Below are 20466 nucleotides of genomic sequence, written 5' to 3'. Positions count from 1 at the left end.
GTGTATTATATATAAACTATGATTAATTGTTAGTGAGTAGTAAGTTTGTAGATTGTGAGAAAGCGAGGCAATTGCCTCTGCTTTGCAAAAAGTGATTAACGCTTAGAGAATTGGCGAGAACGACGAGCTTTACGCTTACCTGGTTTCTTACGCTCAACAACTCTTGCATCACGAGTCATCATGCCAGCTGGTTTTAATATAGCTTTTATCGCTGGATCAAAAGAGACCAAGGCACGAGATATAGCGTGACGAAGTGCATCTGCTTGACCACCAAAACCACCACCTAAAGTAGTAGCAGTGATATCAACTGAACTCTCTTGCTTTGATAGAGCAAGTGGTTGTTTAACACGAAGTTTCTTAGCTTCAAGTCCACCAAGCCATGCATCTAGTGAAAGGCCATTGATAGTGATGTTGCCTGTTCCTGGAGTTAACCATACTTTTGCGATTGACGCTTTACGGCGTCCTGTTGCATAAATTTTTGCCATCTACTTGTCCTTACTTTGCTATTTGTGCAGTGTGTGGATGAGTATCACCTGCATAAATTTTTAATTTTTTAAGCATTTTAGCACCAAGCTTAGTTTTAGGAAGCATACCGCGAGTAGCTAGTTTGTATAGTTTCTCTGGATTTTTTTCTAAAAGCTCAGTCATTTTAACGCTCTTTGTGCTACCGAAGTAACCAGAATGTGAAAAGTACTCTTTGTTTGCCACTTTACCAAGTCCATTAAACTTAGCTTTAGAAGCGTTAATGATAACTACGAAGTCACCACAATCAATATTTGGAGTATAACAAGGTTTATTTTTACCGCGAAGTATAGTAGCTACTTCTGTAATCATACGACCGAAAGTTTTACCATCTGCATCAATCAAAATCCATTTTTGATCGATTTGTTCAGGAGTTGCAATTTTTGTAAATTTCATGACCTTAGAACCTTTCGTTTATTTTAATGCGGAAGTATAACCATATAAACTTAAAGATTACTTAATTTATGGTTATTTTAAGCTTCTAAAAGTGTGACTTTAAAGTGGGTAAAGCTTTCCCTAGTTCCCACGCAGAGCGTAGGAGCCAGAGAAAGGTTAAAACTCCATTTGCGAGAAAAGATTAAGAAACATTGTCAGTCCAAAACCCAACAAAATCACTGCTGAGACAATGTTAATCCAGTAAGAGACTCTTGATGATATCCTATGTTTACTCTTGTGAACCAGATATGGCATGATGATTATCCAAAGTGCTATTGCACTAAGCATTCCAAAGAGAGTGACAAACATCTCTAGCTCTTTTGATGCTACAAAACCTGAAACACTTAACCAAAAACCTATGCTGTATGGGTTTACAAAGGTTAGAGTCAACCCTTTTATATAGAGTTTTGAGTAACTGCTTTTTTTATAAATACTACTAGTTTTTTGCCTCTCATTTCTACTTTTAAAAATAGCATAAGCTAGATAGATTAGAAAAATAGCTCCAAAAAAAGAGAGAGAGTTTAGTACATAATACTGATTGAAAAAAGCCACGAGTCCAAGCATGATTAAAAAGAGATATATAACATCAGAACTCATAGCTCCAAGACCTATCATTACAGCACTCTTGTACTCTTTTATAGCTTCATTCATTATAAGAATGTTGATCGGACCTAGTGGAACTGCAGCACCAAGTCCGAGTAAAAATCCTTCAAAGAAAGATAGTATCAGTTAGTCTCCATCATAAGGAGAGAAATCCTCTTTTGACACCCCACACTCTGGACAAACCCAATCATCAGGAATATCTTCAAATGCAGTCCCCGGAGCTACGTCCCCATCAGGATCACCAACTGCTGGATCGTAAATCCACCCACAAACATCGCAAATATATTTTTTCATTGCATTCTCCTTTTCTAATTTTAAGATTATATAGCATTTGTTATAAATATGCAATGAGGGTTAAAAATACAAAGTACTCTTTTTTAACTAACCTCTACAAGCACTGCATCCAAACTTGCATCTAGCAAGTAAACTATATACCCCTTTACTTTTCGCTTTGTTATCTCTTTTATAGCTTCCATATAGAACTTTACTTGAGTTTTATGGTTTTGTGTATAACTTTGGCTTGTTTTGTAATCTATAACCGTATAGCTCTCATCTTTTTGTTTTATAAGCAGGTCTATATAGCGAAGATTGTTTTTATAGCGGATAGCTTGTTCTTTGTAGATTTCACCGCCGAGTTGTGAGGTAAACTCTTCACTTTGAATAAGCTTTACTACCCTACTCTCTATCTCTTTTATCTCATCTACTTCCAGTGTATAACCATATTTGTTTAGCATCATATCTTTTGCATCCGCTATACTGCTCAGTGAAAAATCTGCCATCATCTCAAGCATATAGTGAAGTGCTATACCAAAATTGATGGCTTTTAAGTCCTCCTCTAGCGTCTCTTCTGGTTTTAAAATATCGCTTTGAGTTCCATAATATTGCTCTTTGAAGTCAAACTCATAAGCCATTTGGCTTGTCTGCTCATCTCTTTTTTGTAACACATTTACGCCTGGCTCTTGCCCTAAAGTTTGTGCTTTTAACTCTAAGATTTCAAAGCTAGAATCTTTTAGTTTTGATATAACGCAAAGACTCTCCTTTGCCCTTGTAAAAGCGACATATAGAGCATTTAGACTGTCTTCTTTTACTAAGGTTTTCTCTTTTGCTAGTGCCTCGGCATATTTTGCATCTAACTCATCTCGAGCCTTTACTCTTAGGTAGACATCTCTTAGCTTGATGCCATCATACTCATAAACTATTTGCTCTCTTGCAGGTGGTGCTTTTTTGAGTCTATCCATAACTATGACATGTTCGTACTCTAGTCCTTTTGACTTGTGGATGGTTAAGACTCTTACTCCACTTATATCAGATGCCGCTGCACTGATGTCAAGTCTCTCATACTCAAAGAGCAAAGCCTCTATATCATCATAAGCGCTGATGGTATCCATAAAGCGGATAAGGTGAAAGTCATCACTAAATAGTCTGTACTTATCTATAGCGCCTTTTATAAGTTGCGATAGTTTTGTTTTTTTCAGATCTATTTTTGCGATACTCTGTGCATCTCTTTGGATAAGAGCAAAAAAGTTGTGTCTATAGATATCTTGCTCAAAATAGAGATACTTTAAGTACTCCAAAACCGCTTTTACACTTCTTTGATTTATAAGTTTTGTTGTAGTCTCTGTGACTACTTCTATATCTTGCTCTTCTAAAAGCTCCTTTATAACTTCACCATCACCATTGGTGGCACAGAGTATAGCTATCTCGTTTATATCGCCTCTTAGAGATATTAGCTCTTTTGTTTTAGCAAGTGTGGCATCTAAGATATCTTCTCTCTCTCTTACTTCGACATATCCGCCATCAGCGTCTTGTCTTGTCTTTTGCGGGGCATAATTTTTTATCTTGTCTTTAAATGTCTCATTTACAAACTCTATGATATTTTTTTGAGATCTGTAGTTTGTAAGAAGTGGTTCAACCTCTGTATGGCACTCACGCACAACCTCTCCAAAGAGAGCACTCACACCACCGCGAAATCTATAGATGGACTGCTTAACATCTCCTACAAAAAAGAAGCTCGCATCTTCTTTTACTCCGCTACCTGAGACTATCTCGCCAATAAGTGGTTTTAGTATCTCATACTGTAAGATGCTAGTATCTTGAAACTCATCTAAAAGAATATGCTCTATGTTTGCATCTAGTCTAAAGTACAAAAACTCACTATCAATTTGCTCTTTTAAAATCTTATAAACTAAGATTGTGACATCATTGAAACCAAGCTCGCTATCTTCTATATAGAGTGCTTTTTTCGCTTTTTCGTAAATATGTGTAAGTTCACTTAAAGAGTAAAAGAAGTTCTGCTCTTTTGCTCTTGTATGTGCTTTTATAGCTTCTTGAATCTCTCTTAGATGTACATCCATCTCTGGTGTAAAACACTTTGAAAATGTTCTATATTCAAGACTCTCACGACCTAGCCAACTCTTCTTTAGTAGCTCCTCATAACTCTTTGCATCTACTGAGTTTATAACTGTGTTTGAAGCATCTTTGCATCTACTCACTATCTCTCTTAGGCTCTCTAAATGACTCATAGCTACATCTTCGTAGTGTAAAAAATCTTGTTTTTTAAACTCTAGGTGAGAGAGTTCTTGTTGCTTAATATAAAACTCATCTAAAAGTGTAAAAATATCTGTGAGTCTCTTGTTTGATTGAAGTGAGAGTGTGATGAGCGTATCTTTTTTTCTAGCAACATCTACCTCTTTTAAAAAGCGTGAGAGTAGCTTTAACTCGTGTTGAGAGCCCGTAGTTGTAAAGTCTGGCATGAGTGCTGCGTAGAGCGAAAACTTGCGTAAGATGTGTGAGAAAAACTTATCTATAGTCATAATTTTAGAGTTTGAGTTTAAAAACTTCTCTAAAATCTCATCTCTGTTTTTTAGTAGCTCTTCATTTCTTAAGCCTGTAACTCTTGCTATCTCATCTAACTCGCCCCTACTCTCTAGCTCTTCTAAGGTTTGTACTATCCTCTCTTGCATCTCGAAAGCTGCTTTATTTGTAAAAGTGAGTGCTAAGATTTTTGAAGGAGCGGCACCTAAAAAAAGCAAAGAGAGATAACGAACTACAAGCATAAAAGTCTTACCACTTCCAGCGCTCGCCTCATAGGCTAGGTTTTGCTTAAACATATTTACTGCCTCTTTTGTTTTTTTATCACTCAGGGCGAGGCTGAAGCCTCACTTCCGGGGAAGCTTACGATTCACTCTCTACCGCACATGATTTTATATTCGCAATATTGGCAATGCTTTACATCTTCGCACAGCTCAAAGTTTATCTCTTCTATCATTAGCAAATCTTTTATATGTGAAGCTAAAATCTCTAACTTCTCTTGTAAAAAACTCTCCTTTACTATCTTTGCCTCTTTTAAATCATAATATCCGCAGGAGCTGACTTCTTTTAGCTGTGAAGCTAAAAGATAGTAAAATTCTAGTTGAAAGTCAGTTGCCTCGCTAAAGTTTTTTGCTGTAAATGTAGGATATGAACCTGTTTTATAGTCAAGTACTTCTAAGGTGTTGTCTTTAATATCTATCCTGTCTATAGTTCCCATAAGCTTCATACCAGCATATGTAGTTTTTAACTCTTTCTCACAAACAAAGACTCTATATCCATCACTAAATCTCTCTATCTCAAAAGCACAAAATGTCTCTAATCTTCTCTTTTGCATCTCGATGAGATACTTATCTAGCTCACTTTTTCCACGAACTGCATCTAACTCTTTGTGCAAATCTTTTTTTAACTCTTCTAAATCTGTGTAAGAGCTTTTTTTTGTATATAGATTTTTTAGAGCTTCATGAACAGCTGTTCCTATCTCATGCTCAGCTGGCATATCTTTTGGGATCTCATGGTTTCTAATCTCTTTTATATATTTGTAGTAATATCTTCTTTTACAGGTTAGAAATATTTTTAGTTTTGTGGCTGAGAGTATTACATCCTTAAAACTGTAAGCAAATTTTATCTCATCCTCTTTTGGCACGATTTGCTCTCTAGGCTCACAAAAGAGTATCTCTGCATAGTCTTGTTCTGTCTGTCTATTTTGCTCTTTGATACCAAGATACTTTAAAAATCTTGATGGTGAGCTCTCTTGTGAGTTTACATAACAGATGGCTACCTCATTTGCTGAGTTTATAAGCATCTCGTAGTAGTATTTTTGCAGATTTTCTCTGTCACTCATAGTTGGCAAGCCTGCCATCTCTCTTATGTTTGTGTTTAAAAACATGTCTTTATCGCTTCTCTTTGGAACATTTGCGTCACTAAAATCAAGTATAACAACCGCGTCAAAACTAATGGCTCTAGTCTCTAGTAACCCCATTACAGTAACTTCTCCACCTCTTACATCATCAAGAGCTGTGCTGTTTAGTCTTTGTAAAAACATGGATATCAAAGATTTGACGCTCATATCCCTCATGCTTGGAAGTATGTTTTTTAGCAGATATACCTGCTCATTATATATCTTTTTTTGTTCACATGTAACTTCGCACAACTCTAAAAAAAAGTTCAGAAGTTTAGTAGCATCTATTTCAGGAGTTTTTTTATAGTAGAGGCTAAAGAGCTCTTTATATATCTCATCGCCAACTCTTTGAAGCCTTGCCTTGTTCTCCTCTGATGGATTTTCTATCGCCATACATGAGGCATTTATCTTTTGGTATATTAGTGATGTGCTAAATGGCTCTCCCATGGCAAAGTTAAGGTTACCTAGCTTATCAAAATCTCTTAAGTGCTTCGCCATACTCTCATCTGGCAAAACGATAGCAATATTTTTTGCCTCGTAACCTTTTTGGATAAAGTCATATACTTTTTTCTTTGCAAATGCCACTTGCAATAAACTTTGCGAAAAAGACTCGCAATCTATATTTTTGTTTTGTTTGATGGCTTCTTTTTCTACTATCTCTTTAGTATTTAGTGAGATTTTATATCTATATCCTATCTCAAACTCTATTTTTGTGATTGTGCCTAATCTATCTTGCATCTTAGAGTTAAACTTCGTTGCATCAAAAATGATCTTGATGTTTGAATACTCACAGCATTTAAGCAGTAGTTCAAACTCAAAATTAGTTATATGACCTACCGCTCTTAGCTCTATATCTTTGTGCTCTTTTGCATAAGAACTGTTAAACTCATAAAGCTTTGGCAAAAATATTTTGTCCAATATACCTCGCTCTAAGCAGAGCTTTTCATAACGTCTATACAACTCTTGGAGTATACTAATGTGCTCTTCATACTCTGCGTAAACATCTGAGGTATCAAGCTCATTTATATCATACATCTCAGCACTAAGCTCTTGAAAAAATTTAAAAATATATGAAGAGTTTTTTGTAAAGGTAAAGAAGTTTCTCTCTATGCGAAGTGCGAAAAATGAGCTAAAGTTTGATGCCTCTAAAAGAAGCAAAACCCTGCTATCCTCATCTACCATCTTCATATCTTTTACGATACAAAGTTTTGAAAGAAATTCGCTCATGCTTATATAGTTTGGTAAAAAAAGTGTTTGATCTTCTATTTGAAGTAACTCGTGGCGAATGGCACGAGCTGTTGGGAGAATAATTGTTTTGTTATGCATAGAAGATATTATAGTCTAATATTCTACAATCTCATCTTTTCTAGTATCTGCTTTTATATTGTAGTATCTCTCAAGCTCTCCAATATTTACCTTAGCCATGATGTCCCATCTACCCTCTATTGGCATCTTTATAGACTCAAAGCTATAGATGCCATCATTAACACTAAAAGACTCTAGTGACTGATCGTGCTTATGGTTATTTGGTCTCGTTATAACTATTTTTACTTTCGCATCATTTATAGGGTTGTTTTGTTTGTCTGTAACCCTATACTTTATGGTGCAATTATCAAGGCTCAAGCCTTCATTTATGTACTCTACATTGTACTCTTTATCAAAAGCTATGCGAGCTTCTATGATTTCATTTGCTGATGCATCAGCTTCTTGATAATCCATCATATATGTGTCACTTTTCTCAACTGGCAGCTTACTTGCCACTACAATAGTTGCAACACAAGCACCAAATATAAAAATTATAGATATGCTAATCGCATACGGCCATATTATTCCACTACTTTTTTTCATGACTTTGCCTCCTTAGATATATTTTTCTCTTTATATACATAATAATGGCATATACTATCACACCATAAAACAACACTTTAACAACTAGGATAGTAGTTTGATTTGCACTACCTACTGCATTTTCTAAAACCACATTTTTACTCTTTGCTACTTGCTCAGCTATATCTGCATAGCCGTTAAACATGGATCCTGAATATTTTCCTTTTTGTTCACCATCTTTAGCTTTTTGTGCAAGAAGTGGTAGTATTGTACCTCCACTACTCATATCACTAAAGTCCATATTTAATAGTGCGACTACAAAAGCTTGTACTGGAGATGATATAGGACTCAGTACTTGTTTTTTGTCAAAGTATTCATATAAAGATACAGGTTTTGCTAAAATATCTACTCTCATATCTAACTCTGAAAAGGTTAATAAGATTGTAGGTTCATTAAAGTTTTGCATTAGCTCCTTTTCATACTCAACTATAGATTTATCTCTTGGGAGCTCTCTTAACATTATCAGTCTTAGAGATATTCCTGTTTTTTCATATAGCTCACTCCCCAGTCTGTTAACCTCTTGGTTAAATGCTGGATTGAAGATAACTTCATCTTTATATAAATACTCAGAAGATTGTAGTAGACTTGCAGTAAAAATGAGGGTGAGGGCTAAAAGCCCTCTGTTAAGAAATTTCAAAAAAATTCCTAACCAACGAAAAGATGATTTGGTGTTACAACCGCGTAAATTGTGTAAATAGCCATAATAACAAGACCCCATGAAATTATTTTCTCCATTATTTACTCCCTTACTTCACATCAACAACATGCTTAGCATTATCTTTGCTAATCATTTTGATGGATTTTTCGTCTTTGATTTCATAATAATTAGTCATGTTAGCATTTTGTACACTAAGGCCCCATACTGTTAAAACAGTAAGAATACTTAGGAGTAAAACAGTAGCTATTAACATACCAGTTATACCATCAAGAACAAATACACCTCTATTCTCATTCATATCTGACTCCTTATTCGCTTAAGCTAGTGACATAAGCGCCAACAGCCTCTTTTTGCTTAGCATTAAGTCTATCAAATGCCGGCATCTTACCAATAGCGCCTTTTTTACCATGGCCTAATATATTAGTAACAAGTTCTGGGCTAAATGTTGCAACACTTGGAGCCACATACTCCATACCTTTACCATCTTCACCATGACAAGCTGCACAAGTTCCAGCGAACACATCAGCACCAGCACCACTCATGCCATTAGCTACATACTTAGATACTACTTCTATCTCTTCATCTGTAATAAGTGCGCCAGTGTTAGAATTAAATAGACCATTACGATCTGGCATTGGCATCTCCATCCCTAGTAAGTGATTGTTTGAACCATTTTCAATAGCATATTTTACAGACTTTGCTTCAAGTCTTACATTAAGATCTGCCGCTTTTCCATCGATACCATCAGCATTCAAACCGTGGCATACTTTACATTCAGCTAAAAAGACAGACTTACCCATATCAACTAGCCTTTGACCAGTTATAGTAGCGTATTTAGCCTCAAATTTAGCGTTATGTGCAGCTGTGTCTTCATTATACTCACCAATTTGTGAATATGCATTTACAGGGTAGCCCAATGTAAAGTACCACATACCCCAAATCATTGTAAGCAAAAATACAATTGCCCAACCCATTGGCACATCATTTAAATATTCGCCTATTCCATCCCATTGTTCATCAGCCAACTGACCTTGGGCAGTGTCTGATTGCATTTGACGGACATACTTAATTACAACAAAAACTGTAATTATTACAAGTGATATAGCACCTGCAATAGCAAGCATATTGACGATATCATCATTCAGACCACCCTTAGTCAGGAATATCGTGTAATACGTAGCTCCCAACATAATCGCAACAATGATAATTCCCCAAAGATAAAGCTTATTCATATATCTCTCTCCTATTTCTTTTTATCGTCTGAGACAGATGCTACAGGAGTATCATCTATCTCGTCATGTAGTGCCATATTACTATACTGCTCATAGTCAACTCCATCAGCATTTTTCTTCTTTGAATATAAATGATATATATATCCATAGAGTCCAACTGCTAAAAATACAATTAGTGCAAAGTAACCATAAGCTTGAAGTTCTGCAATATTCACTATAAACCTTTCTTATTTAAGACTATTAAGATATGCAATTAAAGCTACTATCTCAGGGATCTCACCACGAGCAACTGCATCTTTAATATTTTGATCTTTCATATCAGCTGCAATCTCTTTTGCCTCAGCTAAAGCCATTGCATGTGCTTCAGTTACGCTATTAGCCATCTTAACAACTTCTGTACTTCCATCTTTCATAGGAATAGGTTCGTTGTAAGGAACTGAAAAGAACTGTGCATTTGTTAATTGTTCAGCATATGCTGTTGGAACATCAGCTATATTAGTATACATCCAACGATACGCAGGCATAACAGATCCTGGAACAACACCAGCTGGATCTTTCATATGATTTTCATGCCAATCTGTAGTACGGTAGTTACCCACACGCATTAAATCTGGCCCAGTTCTTTTAGAACCCCATAAAAATGGTCTATCATATGCATACTCACCACTTAAAGAGTAGTGACCATAACGGTCAGTCTCTGATTTAAATGGACGAATGAGCTGTGAATGACAAGCATTACAACTATTTTTTATATAAACTTGGCGACCTGTAGTCTCGAGTATTGAATATGGCTTAGTTCCTATAACAGGACGTGAAGCTTGAGCAAAATTTGGAAGAATTTCAATCACTCCCGCAAAAGCAATTACTAAGAACACACCTACCGAGAAAAAGAACGGATGCTTTTCTAACCAATGAAACATAATATTATCCTCCCTTTCTATGCGCCCATAGGCGATGCAGATTGTAGCTCAGATTCTTCAATAGGACGAGCAGACATAGTTTTGTATATGTTATAAGTAAACATTAAAAAACCAACTAAATATAACAATCCACCAACACCACGAATAGTGTAATAAGGATGTAATACAGTAACAGTATCGATAAATGAGTAAGCTAAGTTACCAAACTCATCGTGAGCACGCCACATCATACCTTGAGTAATACCTGCAATCCACATAGAAGTGAAGTACAGAACAACACCTAGCGTTTGAATCCAAAACTGTGCGGTCATAAGGCTTTTTGAGTAGATCTCACGCTTAAATACACGAGGAGCCATATGAAAAAGTGCAGCCATAATCATAAAGCCAACCCATCCTAAAACACCATCATGAACGTGACCAACAATCCAGTCTGTAAAGTGTGCTATAGCATTAACTGATTTGATAGCTTGAATAGGTCCCTCTAACGTTGAGAACATGTAGAATGTAGAAGCTAAAACCATAAACTTAATAAGTGGTGACGCTGCAACTTGTTGCCATTCACCCTTCATTGTAAGAAGCATATTTATCGCTGATCCCCATGAAGGTAAAATCAAGATAATAGAGAAGATTGAGCCCATAGTCTGTACCCAATCTGGGACAGTTGAGTAGAGTAAATGGTGTCCACCAGCCCATAAATATACAAACATTAATCCCCAAAAAGAGAGTAATGATAACTTATATGAATAGATAGCTTGACCAGACTCTTTTGGTAAGAAGTAGTAAATCATCGCAATAATAGGAACAGTAAAACCAAATGCAACTGCATTATGACCATACCACCATTGAACTAGTGCATCATTTGTACCAGCATACATAGATATAGAGTGCCACCAGTTACCGCCTACATGACTTCCATCAGGCGCAGATGCCAACATTGTTGGAATTTCCATATTGTTAAATAGATAAAGCATGGCAATACCAAGAAAAGTAGCTATATAGTACCAAACAGAAATATAGAGCGATTTTTCACGGCGGATACCGATAAGACCAAACATACTAAGACCAAAAATAACCCATACTATAACGATTGCAATATCGATAGGCCATTCAAACTCAGCATACTCTTTTGAAGTAGTAACCCCTGCAAACAGTGAGACAACTACTGCTACAACAGTTATCAAGTATAACCAGAAGTGTAACTTGCCTAGAAGCATCAACAATCTTGACTCTGCCATTGATACTTTTAATACACGCTGACCAACATAATACCAAGTAGCAAAAACACCACTAAGTGTAAACCCGAAAATAACTGCATCAGTATGCAGCGGACGAAGACGACTAAAGTTTGTGTATTCTGCAAGACCTTCACCTAACATCAGGTTTAACCCTGGAAATGCGAGTTGAAATGCTAAAATTACACCGATGAGCATACCAACAATTCCTAGAGCAATTGTTGTAAACATGAACATCTTCGTAACCGTATAGTCGTACTCTAATGGACGATTCTCCATATATAGCCTCCTTAAAGATTCAAAGCAATTATGTCTAATTAGATATATGACCATATAATTAGACCAATTAACAGTGTTACTATAACCATAGAAATGTTTAAAGTATCTTAAAAAATGACTATTTTATGACAAATTTGCATAATATAAGTTTTTTGTTTACTTTTGTAGTTTTATATTTGCTTAAGAAACAACATAAGATTTTTGGGAGATAACTCAGATGCTAGGAGCATCTAAGCTTTTTTTTCTTGTTCAAAATAAGCTATCTTTTTATAAGTGAGAGAAATTCATTAAATACATAATCACTCTCTTTTGGTCCAGGATTTGCCTCTGGATGATGCTGAACTGAAAAAATTGGAGAATCTTTATATCTTAGTCCTTCTATTGTATTGTCAAAAAGATTAATGTGAGTTACTTCTGCAATCTCTACTATATTATCAGAAACATTGTAGTTATGGTTTTGAGATGTGATCTCTACAAATCCATTTTTAATATTTTTAACAGGATGATTTCCACCATGATGTCCAAATTTTAGTTTATAAGTCTCATAGCCATGAGAGATAGAGAGCAGTTGATGCCCCAGACAGATACCAAACATTGGTACTTTTGCATCTATGAGTTTTTTTATCTGTTCTTGTTCCTTTTTTAGTACAAGCGGATCACCAGGTCCGTTTGATAAAAAAACTCCATCTATGGATTTTGAGTTATATCTCTCTATCAAGTCATCGGCACTAAAGTTATTTGGAATAACTTCAACGCCCATTCCTGCACCTACTAGTCCATTTAAAATATTTCTTTTTACACCAAAATCAATTACTACAATATTTGCTTGAGGAGTCGGGGGAGTATCAAACTTAAACTCTCTATCTGAGTAAGTCGAGCTCTCATGCTTATAAGCTTTTTTTGTGCTAACTTCTTCTATATAGTTTATATCTTCAATGCGAGGAGAGTTTTCTAAGATCTTCTTTAGCTCTTCTTTATCGCTAATGGAAGTAGATGCTATCATCATCATAGCACCCTCATTTCTTATTGTCTTAGTTAAATATCTTGTGTCAATATCACAGATTCCCATAACATTGTATTTTAGTAAAAACTCTTCAAGGGAAGCCTCAGCTCTAAAGTTTGAGTATCTTTTTTGGTATTTTCTAACTATCATACCTTTCGCATGTGCACTTGAACTTTGCATATCTTGTTCATTTGTACCAACTACTCCGATCTCTGGCATAGTAAATGTAACAAATTGACCAGCATACGATGGGTCAGACATAACTTCTTGATAACCTGTCATAGACGTGTTAAAAACTATCTCACCAACCACAGTTCCCTCTGCACCAAAACTATTTGCCTCTAAAAAAACCCCGTTTTGAAGATATATATATACTCTCACTTAGCTCTCCTTTGCTTTATAAGAAAAATGTTACTCATTACTCCATACCCCTTTTCATAAGCTCTTCTTTGTAGATTTTTTCATACAAAATGTCAAACTCATCTGTTCCTGGAATATATCTTTTTTTATAAGATCTAATCCTATCCATGACAGCATCTTCTATCTCGGACGCATCTGCGATAAATGAGGTTATAGCATTGTAGATGATATTTTTTATGCGATTTTCTGTCACTTCAAAATGGATCAAATCCTCTTCATAAAGCTCATCTAAAATCTTGTGAGAAATATCTGAATATCTCTCTTCATAGTTTAGTATAACTCCAAACTCCGGTGCTAGTTTTTTCTTTATCATAAAAAATAGCTGTCTCTCATCTGCGAGCATAAACTCTATCTCTTCTTCATTTTCATCACAGATTTCACCAGCTTTTTCTTCTAGTGCCATCTCCTGTTTTACACTATGTTCAAGCACTTTCTCAGCCTCTTTGGCTACTATTTCAAGTCCTTTTGTCATCGTGACAACACCACTTTTGTTTAAGTCAATTGCAACCCTACTAGATATGTGAGGTATAGTTTTTAGTGATACTTTCATCGCGAGACCCTACTTGTTAAAATAATTTGTGCATTTTACACTATTTATGATTAGAGTTTGATTATTTTACCAACAAGAGTGTCAAGTCAGATGCTTTTTTAGCATCCATTTTAGATAAAATCTTTCCCACAGTTTTAGGTTTTAGTGAGCTAAGGATAGATGCTGCTTCTTCATTGTCCATATCTGAGAGAATAGCAGCAGCTGGTGAGTCTTTCATCTTTGCAAAAGTTTGAGCTACCTTGTCCATCTTTATACTTTTTATCTCTTTTAATATCTCTTCATTTTTTGCAAGCATTTGTTTGATAGCTTCTTCTTTTTCTTTTATCTCTAAGAGTTTTTTATCTACTATTGCTTCTTTTTCATTGAGTCTTGATTCTTTTTTTCTAAGAAGCTCTTCTGTGGCAATTTGCAAAGCACTTAGTGCTTGTTTTTGTTCATCAATGCGTTCAAGCTCTACTAAAAGCTCGCTCTTTCTCTCTTTAAAGATTTCTGTACACTCAAAGAGTTTATCACTTGTCTCTAATGCCAAAAGCGATGCTAAAAAAAGATGCAAAAGTATAATTATTCTCAATTTTTTTCCTTTTTATTATGAGTCATAAGGGCTACTTCATCAAGGTCTTTCATCTCTTGAATTTTGAGTTTTTTTAACTCTTTTTCTATCTCTTGAAGTTCTAAGTACTTAAACTTCTCATGCTCAATAATATCTAGTTTTAGTTTTTCTTTTGCTTGATTTACTTGATTTTGTGCATAAATAACCCACTCTTGATTGTGTTTAACAAAGGCTCTTGCGGAGTTTATAAGCTCACGCGAGGCAAGAAAATCTTTCATATTTCCTTGTTGTGGACTTGTGATTTCATCTAGGGTTTCGTAGGATTTCTCTAGTGCGGCTCTTGCTGAATTTAAGTCTGCATTGGCTTTTTGCATAAGAGACTCACTTTTATCCATAGCAGTTTTTTTTAACTTGACTAAGGGAGTGAAGCGAGTTTTCATAAAAAACAATCCTTTAATTTATTTCATAAATTCAAGGGAACCTTTGTTCCTATTTATCATGCCAAAGGAACAAGTCCCTTTGACTACGCTAATTCCCCAAGGGTACTCCGTTGTGCGCGCTAAGTTTTACTCAGCGTAAGGCTCTCGGCACTCGTGCCTTTTAATGCAAAAAAATAGTGTTTGACACTATTTTTAAAGTATTATCGTGTCCTCTCTATGGGGAGAAGTTGAGATGATTCCTACTTTTGTTTTTGAGATTTCTTCGATGATTTTAACATACTCTTGTGCAGACGATGGAAGATCTTCAAATTTTCTAACTCCCACTGAGTTATTCCAACCTTTAAAGGTTTTATAAATCGGCTTTACATCTTCTAAGTTTGATGGAAGATAGTCTATCTCTTTAGCGTTAAGCTCGTAAGCTACGCAAACTTTTACCTCATCAAAACCATCAAGAACATCAAGCTTCATAAGTGCTAACTCATCACAACCATTGAGCCTGCTTGCATATCTAGTTGCAACTGCATCAAACCAACCACATCTTCTTGCTCTTCCTGTAGTAGTTCCAAACTCATGACCTCTCTCACCTAACATTTTTCCCTCTTCGCCCACATCTTCACTAGGAAAAGGACCATTGCCCACACGAGTACAATAAGCCTTAACTATTCCTGTAACTTTGCCAATCTCTTTAGGACTAATACCAAGACCTGTACAAGCTCCTGCACTTACAGTTGCGGATGAAGTTACATATGGATACGTACCGTGGTCGATATCAAGCATAGTTCCTTGTGCACCCTCAAGGAGGATTTTTTTCTTCTCATCAAGAGCCCTCCAAACCAACTGCGTAGTATCTGTAATAAAAGGTGCTAGTTTTTCTTTGTAGCCCTCTAACTCAGCTAAAAGTTCACCATCTTTTGGTGTAGCAATACCCAAAACATCAAAAATTGCTCTGTTTTGCTCAAAATATTCTAGTATAGAAGCACAAAGCTTTTTAGGATCTAACAACTCTGCTACTCTAAAGCCATTTCTATTTATCTTATCAGCATAAGCAGGTCCGATGCCTTTTCCTGTTGTTCCTATGGCATTATCACCTTTTAGTCTCTCTTTTGCTTGGTCAATTTGCGCATGATAAGAAAGATTTAGGTGAGCTTTATCTGAGATAAAAAGACGACCCTCTAGCTCTTTAAACTGCTCCATCTCTTTTATAATAGACTCAGGAGAGAGTACTACACCATTTCCTACAACATTTATGGCCTTAGGGTTTAGTACACCAGAAGGTATAAGATGAAGTGCATATTTTACACCCTCAACCCAGATAGTATGTCCAGCATTATGACCACCTTGACTTCTACAAACCATGTCATAGCTAGATGCAAGCCTATCGACTATTTTACCTTTTCCTTCGTCTCCCCATTGGATACCTACTATCAAATCAGCTTTCATTAAAATTTCCTCTTTTATTATTACTTTTTTTCTGCCTCTTTAGAGGTAGACTTTAGTGTCTTAGCGACTAGCGTAGATATATGAGCTTAGCTCATGTATCATTTAAAACTATTTTTTCGCAAAGTGTATCTGTATAAATAGCAAATCCGACAGAGTTTAGATCTGAACTTGTATATCTTCCACCCCTTGCATAGACTTCGTTTTTATCTATCATTCTAAAAAATACTTCATCATAATAGAGCATCTGTGCATAATACATTGGTGCTAAAACTATGTTTTTTGATGATGCTTCTTGTGCTAACTCTTTCATCTTAACTAGCTCTATCTTTATAGATTCTGGCACTATAATTAAAAGTTCATCTAGCTGATGGATATGTTGAAGATATACAAGTTTATTTAACCACTCAACTTCTAGGTTTAAAAATTTGTCTATATTTGTATGTTTAAAGTCATCCAAACTTAGCTCATCAAACATCTCTACTAAAAGTTTAGGAACTCTTATGTTTGATATCTGCACAAGAGGCTCAACCTCAAGCTTGTGTAAAATCTCAGTCGCTATTTTCATAACAGATGAGAGTTTTTTCTCTCCCATAAACTCGGCACCTATTTGATTTTGTTCAGTCGTAGGATATGTAAAAATAGGCTGAATGTAGAACCATTTTCTATGCTGAGTATTTCTTCCGAGCCTTTTCTCAATGATACGAACTACATCTATAGTAGAGTCCGCTCTTAGAGATATTGGATTGTTTTTTTCATCATTTGCTTTGATAAGTCTCTTCTCATCTGCAATGCTTAGATGCTGATGGTAAGAAAAAACAGGAGTAACAATCTCCTCAAATCCATTTGCATCTAAGATATCACTAGCAACTCTCTCAATCTCTCTCTTTACTCTAGCAGCCTTACCAAAGTAAAGTTTTGAGCCATTTGGAATCTCATGTTCAAGTATCATAATCTAAGCTTTTGTAGCAAAAAAAGTCTCATTAAAGACTCTGTTTGCTACTCCATCATAAGCTCTTCTACCTAATTTTGCAAGAGTTAATTCAACCGCATTTACAACCCATGCCATCTCATGAACCGGGATTAAACCCATTTGATTTATGCGAAAGATTTTTCCAGCTAAATGGTCTTGTCCACCTGCTACATTTACTAAAAACTCATTTTTAAGAATCTTTCTTATCTCTGAAGCATCCACGTCATCTATTGTTGTCATAGATGTTGCTGGAGTCTTTGGATAGATATGAAGTCCTATAGCTTTAAGTGCACTCTTAACCGCACAAGCTCTAAGTTTAGTCTCGCTATATAACTTTTCTATACCTCCATCTCTTTCTATCGTCTCTAAAACTTCTAAAAGTCCGATAGTTAGAGTTGTAGCCGCTGTCCAAGCAGTAGTGTTTTTTCTTTGACTTTTAATCTCTGTAGCAAGATTAAAATAGTAACCCTTGCCAGCTCCAATTTTTTCAATTGCCGCGTTACTAAGCCCAAGTATCGCTAAACCGGGTGGAAGCATTAAAGCTTTTTGACTTCCTGCAATTAGGCAGTCGATATTGCTAACATCTATAGCCTCAACCCCAACTGCAGTGATGCCATCAGCTATAATCATAATATTTGGATTTATCTCTTTAGCTGCCTTTGCCAGCCCTTCTACAGGATGACGAAGTCCGCCCGCTGATTCACTGATTTGAACTGCTATAGCATCTATCTCAGGATTTACTTTCAATGCTTCAACTATAGCTTCTACACTAACAGGTGTATTCCACTCATTTTTTATCTCTATATTTTCTAGCCCATGAGCTTTTGCAATTTTTGAAAATCTCTCTCCAAACTTTCCAGAGTTTACACTTAAGAGTTTGTTATAACAAAGATTTATAACTGCGGCCTCCATAGCACCTGTTCCGCTAGATGAGAGCATAACAACTTCATCACTTTTAAAAAGCTCAAAAAGATGTTTGCGCGTTTTTTCGAAAATAGCTTCAAATTCTGGTGTGCGGTGATGCATAGTCTCATCACTCATGGCATTACGAACATTTTGAGGAACTGGAGTTGGCCCAGGAGTAAAAAGTAACATTTAAAAAGTCCTATCAAGATTAGTTTGATTTAAAAACCTCGTATTATATCCAAATAAGCTAAAGTTTTGATTACCTAGGCTTTTATAAGCTTATAAAAGCAAAGATTTCTATAGTTTTAATATGCTACTATTTCAGCATTAAAATATGTTTATTTTTACATTTGAGGGTAGCTTAGTGACGATATTTGACTCGGTAATTTTAGGAATTATAGAAGGCTTTACAGAGTTTTTGCCCATCTCTTCTACTGGGCATCTCATCGTTGCAAGCGAATTTTTAGGCATAAACCAAACAGATACTACAAAAGCCTATCAAGTTATCATCCAATTTGCTGCAATTTTAGCAGTTGTTTTTAACTACAAAGACAAATTTACTATCAAAAAAATTGATTTATGGGCAAAGATTTTTCTAGCTTTTATCCCTATCGGTGGGGTTGGTTTTATTTTCTCATCAGAGATAAAAACTCTTTTTAGCGTTGAAGTAGTAGCGGTTATGTTTATAGTTGGCGGTGTTATATTTTTAGTAGTTGAGAAATTTTTTATACCTACTGAGAAAATACTTATAGATGATGTAGAGCAAGTTACTCTAAAGCAGTCACTTATTATTGGTTTTGCTCAGGTTTTCGCCCTTATTCCTGGGACCAGTAGGGCTGGAGCTACCATCATTGGCGCTCTATTAGTTGGACTAAGCAGAAAAGCTAGTGCAGAGTTTAGCTTTTTACTTGCCTTTCCTGTTATGTGCGCAGTTACTGCTTATGATCTACTAAAGCATTACCATGAATTTAGCAACGATAATCTAGTCGCTTTAGCGGTAGGTTTTATAGTCTCATTTATTGTTGCATATCTTACAATAAAGCTTTTTTTAGTCTTTTTAGAGAGATTTACCTTTGTTGCTTTTGGGATATATAGAATAATCTTCGGTGCTTTACTCTTAATCTTACTTTAAATATCTACTCTAGTGTTCTAAAGTAAAAAAGGGAATAGTACTTGCTTTGTCTCCTTTGACACTATAGGAGGTTATGATGCAAATCAAGTACAACAACCGTTTGCATAGTTTTATAGAGAGACTTGAAAAATCTTTTTATAATCTAAGTCAAAGGTTTTTATAACACTAGTGTAGTTCTTTAGTCAAATAGATACCATGGATGTAGTATCGAGTTTAGAACTTTAATCTCCAAGGATGGACTTACAGACAAGCAGACTATTTTTTACTCATCATCTGACATTGCAGCAAAAGCAAGTCTTTCGTTAAGCGATTTAAGTGCTTCATTTGCACAAGCAGCATCTATGTCTCCACCGGGAGCACCACTAACACCAACTGCTCCAAGCAATATATCTCCTGATTTAACAGCTACTCCACCCTCCATCATAATTAGGCCACTTATATTATTTAGCTCATTGCGAATATCACTACGAGCAGAGATAAACTCAGAGCTATTAATGCCCGACATAATGACCAAATTTGCTTTTTGCTCAGCAATATCCATAGTAAAACGAGCTGCATGAGTATCACGCAAAACCACTTGAACATTTGCACTTCTATCAACTACAACTGCACTAACCCAGTAACCTTTTTTACGGCAACTCTCTACTGACCTTTTAGCAACTTCTGTCGCTAATTCCATACTCATACGCTCAATCTTTACAACATCCGCACTAAAAAGAGCAGATGCACTCAATAGTAAAATCAAGACTATTTTTTGAACTTTCATTTTTTTCCTTCGTTTTTGGGCTATTTAGTAATTGAATGATCTGAAAAATCATTAAGTTAGATCCTGAATCAAAACAAGAAAATCGCTTTTTGCTATGCAAAAATGTTTCTTTAGAGCTCAGGATAAAGAGTAATCCTTCATTCCTTGCTTGAGGCGGAATCTAGTTATAGCTTAATCAGAGCATTCAATTAATAAAACAGTGTACACTTTAATTTCAAACATTAGAATGTTTTACTACAAAATCTAACATAATTTTAGATCTGCAATGCTAAAAATTATAGCACCTATTTCAAAAATATGGCTGAAAATTT

General features: G+C 35.6%; 22 protein-coding genes. 1 reads left to right on the top strand and 21 read right to left on the bottom strand.

The annotated features are described in order from the left end of the window. Positions 1 to 95: 95 nt before the first annotated feature. The 20 genes from rpsI to M947_RS17755 form a co-directional block, all read right to left on the bottom strand. Positions 96 to 485, bottom strand: a complete 390-nt coding sequence (gene rpsI, locus M947_RS17845) for a 30S ribosomal protein S9 (protein WP_021287462.1) — start codon at positions 483 to 485, stop codon at positions 96 to 98. Between the two features lie 10 nt (positions 486 to 495). Then, on the bottom strand, positions 496 to 918 hold the full coding sequence (rplM, locus tag M947_RS17840; RefSeq protein ID WP_021287461.1) for a 50S ribosomal protein L13: 423 nt from the start codon (positions 916 to 918) through the stop codon (positions 496 to 498). A gap of 156 nt (positions 919 to 1074) precedes the next feature. Continuing rightward, positions 1075 to 1683 carry a LysE family translocator gene (locus M947_RS17835; protein WP_281166950.1) on the bottom strand — a complete coding sequence of 203 codons (609 nt, stop codon included), beginning with the start codon at positions 1681 to 1683 and terminating at the stop codon, positions 1075 to 1077. A gap of 3 nt (positions 1684 to 1686) precedes the next feature. Then, positions 1687 to 1854, bottom strand: coding sequence for a rubredoxin (gene rd, locus M947_RS23370; protein WP_021287459.1), 168 nt, complete (start codon positions 1852 to 1854; stop codon positions 1687 to 1689). An 83-nt stretch (positions 1855 to 1937) separates the two neighbouring features. Beyond that, positions 1938 to 4670: a RecB-like helicase gene (locus M947_RS17830; RefSeq protein WP_021287458.1), complete on the bottom strand. Its 2733-nt coding sequence runs from the start codon at positions 4668 to 4670 to the stop codon at positions 1938 to 1940. 71 nt (positions 4671 to 4741) lie between these two features. After that, positions 4742 to 7096 carry a PD-(D/E)XK nuclease family protein gene (locus M947_RS17825; RefSeq protein WP_021287457.1) on the bottom strand — a complete coding sequence of 785 codons (2355 nt, stop codon included), beginning with the start codon at positions 7094 to 7096 and terminating at the stop codon, positions 4742 to 4744. 15 nt (positions 7097 to 7111) lie between these two features. After that, entirely contained in the window at positions 7112 to 7618 is a 507-nt protein-coding gene (locus M947_RS17820) for a FixH family protein (RefSeq protein ID WP_021287456.1), read from the bottom strand. Continuing rightward, complete coding sequence (locus M947_RS17815; RefSeq protein ID WP_021287455.1) at positions 7605 to 8294, bottom strand: hypothetical protein; 690 nt, start codon at positions 8292 to 8294, stop codon at positions 7605 to 7607. Before M947_RS17815 ends, M947_RS17820 begins: the two co-directional genes overlap by 14 nt. A 109-nt stretch (positions 8295 to 8403) precedes the next feature. Next, positions 8404 to 8613: a DUF4006 family protein gene (locus M947_RS17810; RefSeq protein WP_021287453.1), complete on the bottom strand. Its 210-nt coding sequence runs from the start codon at positions 8611 to 8613 to the stop codon at positions 8404 to 8406. Positions 8614 to 8623: 10 nt separating this feature from the next. Continuing rightward, complete coding sequence (locus tag M947_RS17805) at positions 8624 to 9439, bottom strand: c-type cytochrome (RefSeq protein WP_245541249.1); 816 nt, start codon at positions 9437 to 9439, stop codon at positions 8624 to 8626. Between the two features lie 119 nt (positions 9440 to 9558). Continuing rightward, positions 9559 to 9762 (bottom strand): cytochrome c oxidase, cbb3-type, CcoQ subunit, encoded by a 204-nt coding sequence (locus tag M947_RS17800; RefSeq protein WP_021287451.1) that lies wholly within the window; start codon positions 9760 to 9762, stop codon positions 9559 to 9561. Between the two features lie 12 nt (positions 9763 to 9774). After that, complete coding sequence (gene ccoO / locus M947_RS17795; protein ID WP_021287450.1) at positions 9775 to 10467, bottom strand: cytochrome-c oxidase, cbb3-type subunit II; 693 nt, start codon at positions 10465 to 10467, stop codon at positions 9775 to 9777. A gap of 17 nt (positions 10468 to 10484) precedes the next feature. Beyond that, positions 10485 to 11978 (bottom strand): cytochrome-c oxidase, cbb3-type subunit I, encoded by a 1494-nt coding sequence (gene ccoN / locus M947_RS17790; protein ID WP_021287449.1) that lies wholly within the window; start codon positions 11976 to 11978, stop codon positions 10485 to 10487. A 259-nt stretch (positions 11979 to 12237) separates the two neighbouring features. Next, a complete protein-coding gene (carA, locus tag M947_RS17785) occupies positions 12238 to 13362 on the bottom strand; it encodes a glutamine-hydrolyzing carbamoyl-phosphate synthase small subunit (protein ID WP_021287448.1) in 1125 nt (374 codons plus the stop codon). Positions 13363 to 13399: 37 nt separating this feature from the next. Next, complete coding sequence (locus M947_RS17780; RefSeq protein WP_021287447.1) at positions 13400 to 13951, bottom strand: DUF507 family protein; 552 nt, start codon at positions 13949 to 13951, stop codon at positions 13400 to 13402. Between the two features lie 61 nt (positions 13952 to 14012). Further along, positions 14013 to 14522, bottom strand: a complete 510-nt coding sequence (locus M947_RS17775) for a MotE family protein (RefSeq protein WP_021287446.1) — start codon at positions 14520 to 14522, stop codon at positions 14013 to 14015. Continuing rightward, on the bottom strand, positions 14519 to 14941 hold the full coding sequence (locus tag M947_RS17770) for a flagellar export protein FliJ (RefSeq protein ID WP_021287445.1): 423 nt from the start codon (positions 14939 to 14941) through the stop codon (positions 14519 to 14521). Before M947_RS17770 ends, M947_RS17775 begins: the two co-directional genes overlap by 4 nt. Positions 14942 to 15133: 192 nt before the next feature. Beyond that, complete coding sequence (locus M947_RS17765; protein WP_021287444.1) at positions 15134 to 16381, bottom strand: adenylosuccinate synthase; 1248 nt, start codon at positions 16379 to 16381, stop codon at positions 15134 to 15136. Between the two features lie 91 nt (positions 16382 to 16472). Further along, positions 16473 to 17330, bottom strand: coding sequence for an ATP phosphoribosyltransferase regulatory subunit (locus M947_RS17760; protein ID WP_021287443.1), 858 nt, complete (start codon positions 17328 to 17330; stop codon positions 16473 to 16475). 3 nt (positions 17331 to 17333) lie between these two features. Then, the gene (locus tag M947_RS17755) at positions 17334 to 18446 is read right to left on the bottom strand and encodes a pyridoxal-phosphate-dependent aminotransferase family protein (protein WP_021287442.1); all 1113 of its coding nucleotides are present in this window, start codon (positions 18444 to 18446) and stop codon (positions 17334 to 17336) included. A 175-nt stretch (positions 18447 to 18621) separates the two neighbouring features. On the opposite strand from M947_RS17755, the gene M947_RS17750 reads away from it, so the two are divergent. Beyond that, a complete protein-coding gene (locus M947_RS17750) occupies positions 18622 to 19389 on the top strand; it encodes an undecaprenyl-diphosphate phosphatase (RefSeq protein WP_031347965.1) in 768 nt (255 codons plus the stop codon). Positions 19390 to 19651: 262 nt separating this feature from the next. Here M947_RS17750 and M947_RS17745 read toward each other — a convergent pair whose 3' ends face one another. After that, on the bottom strand, positions 19652 to 20155 hold the full coding sequence (locus M947_RS17745) for a GlcG/HbpS family heme-binding protein (protein WP_021287440.1): 504 nt from the start codon (positions 20153 to 20155) through the stop codon (positions 19652 to 19654). Between the last annotated feature and the right edge of the window lie 311 nt (positions 20156 to 20466).

The sequence above is a fragment of the Sulfurimonas hongkongensis genome, assembly GCF_000445475.1.
Classification (GTDB): domain Bacteria; phylum Campylobacterota; class Campylobacteria; order Campylobacterales; family Sulfurimonadaceae; genus Sulfurimonas; species Sulfurimonas hongkongensis.
This window is presented reverse-complemented; position numbering and strand designations above follow the sequence as displayed.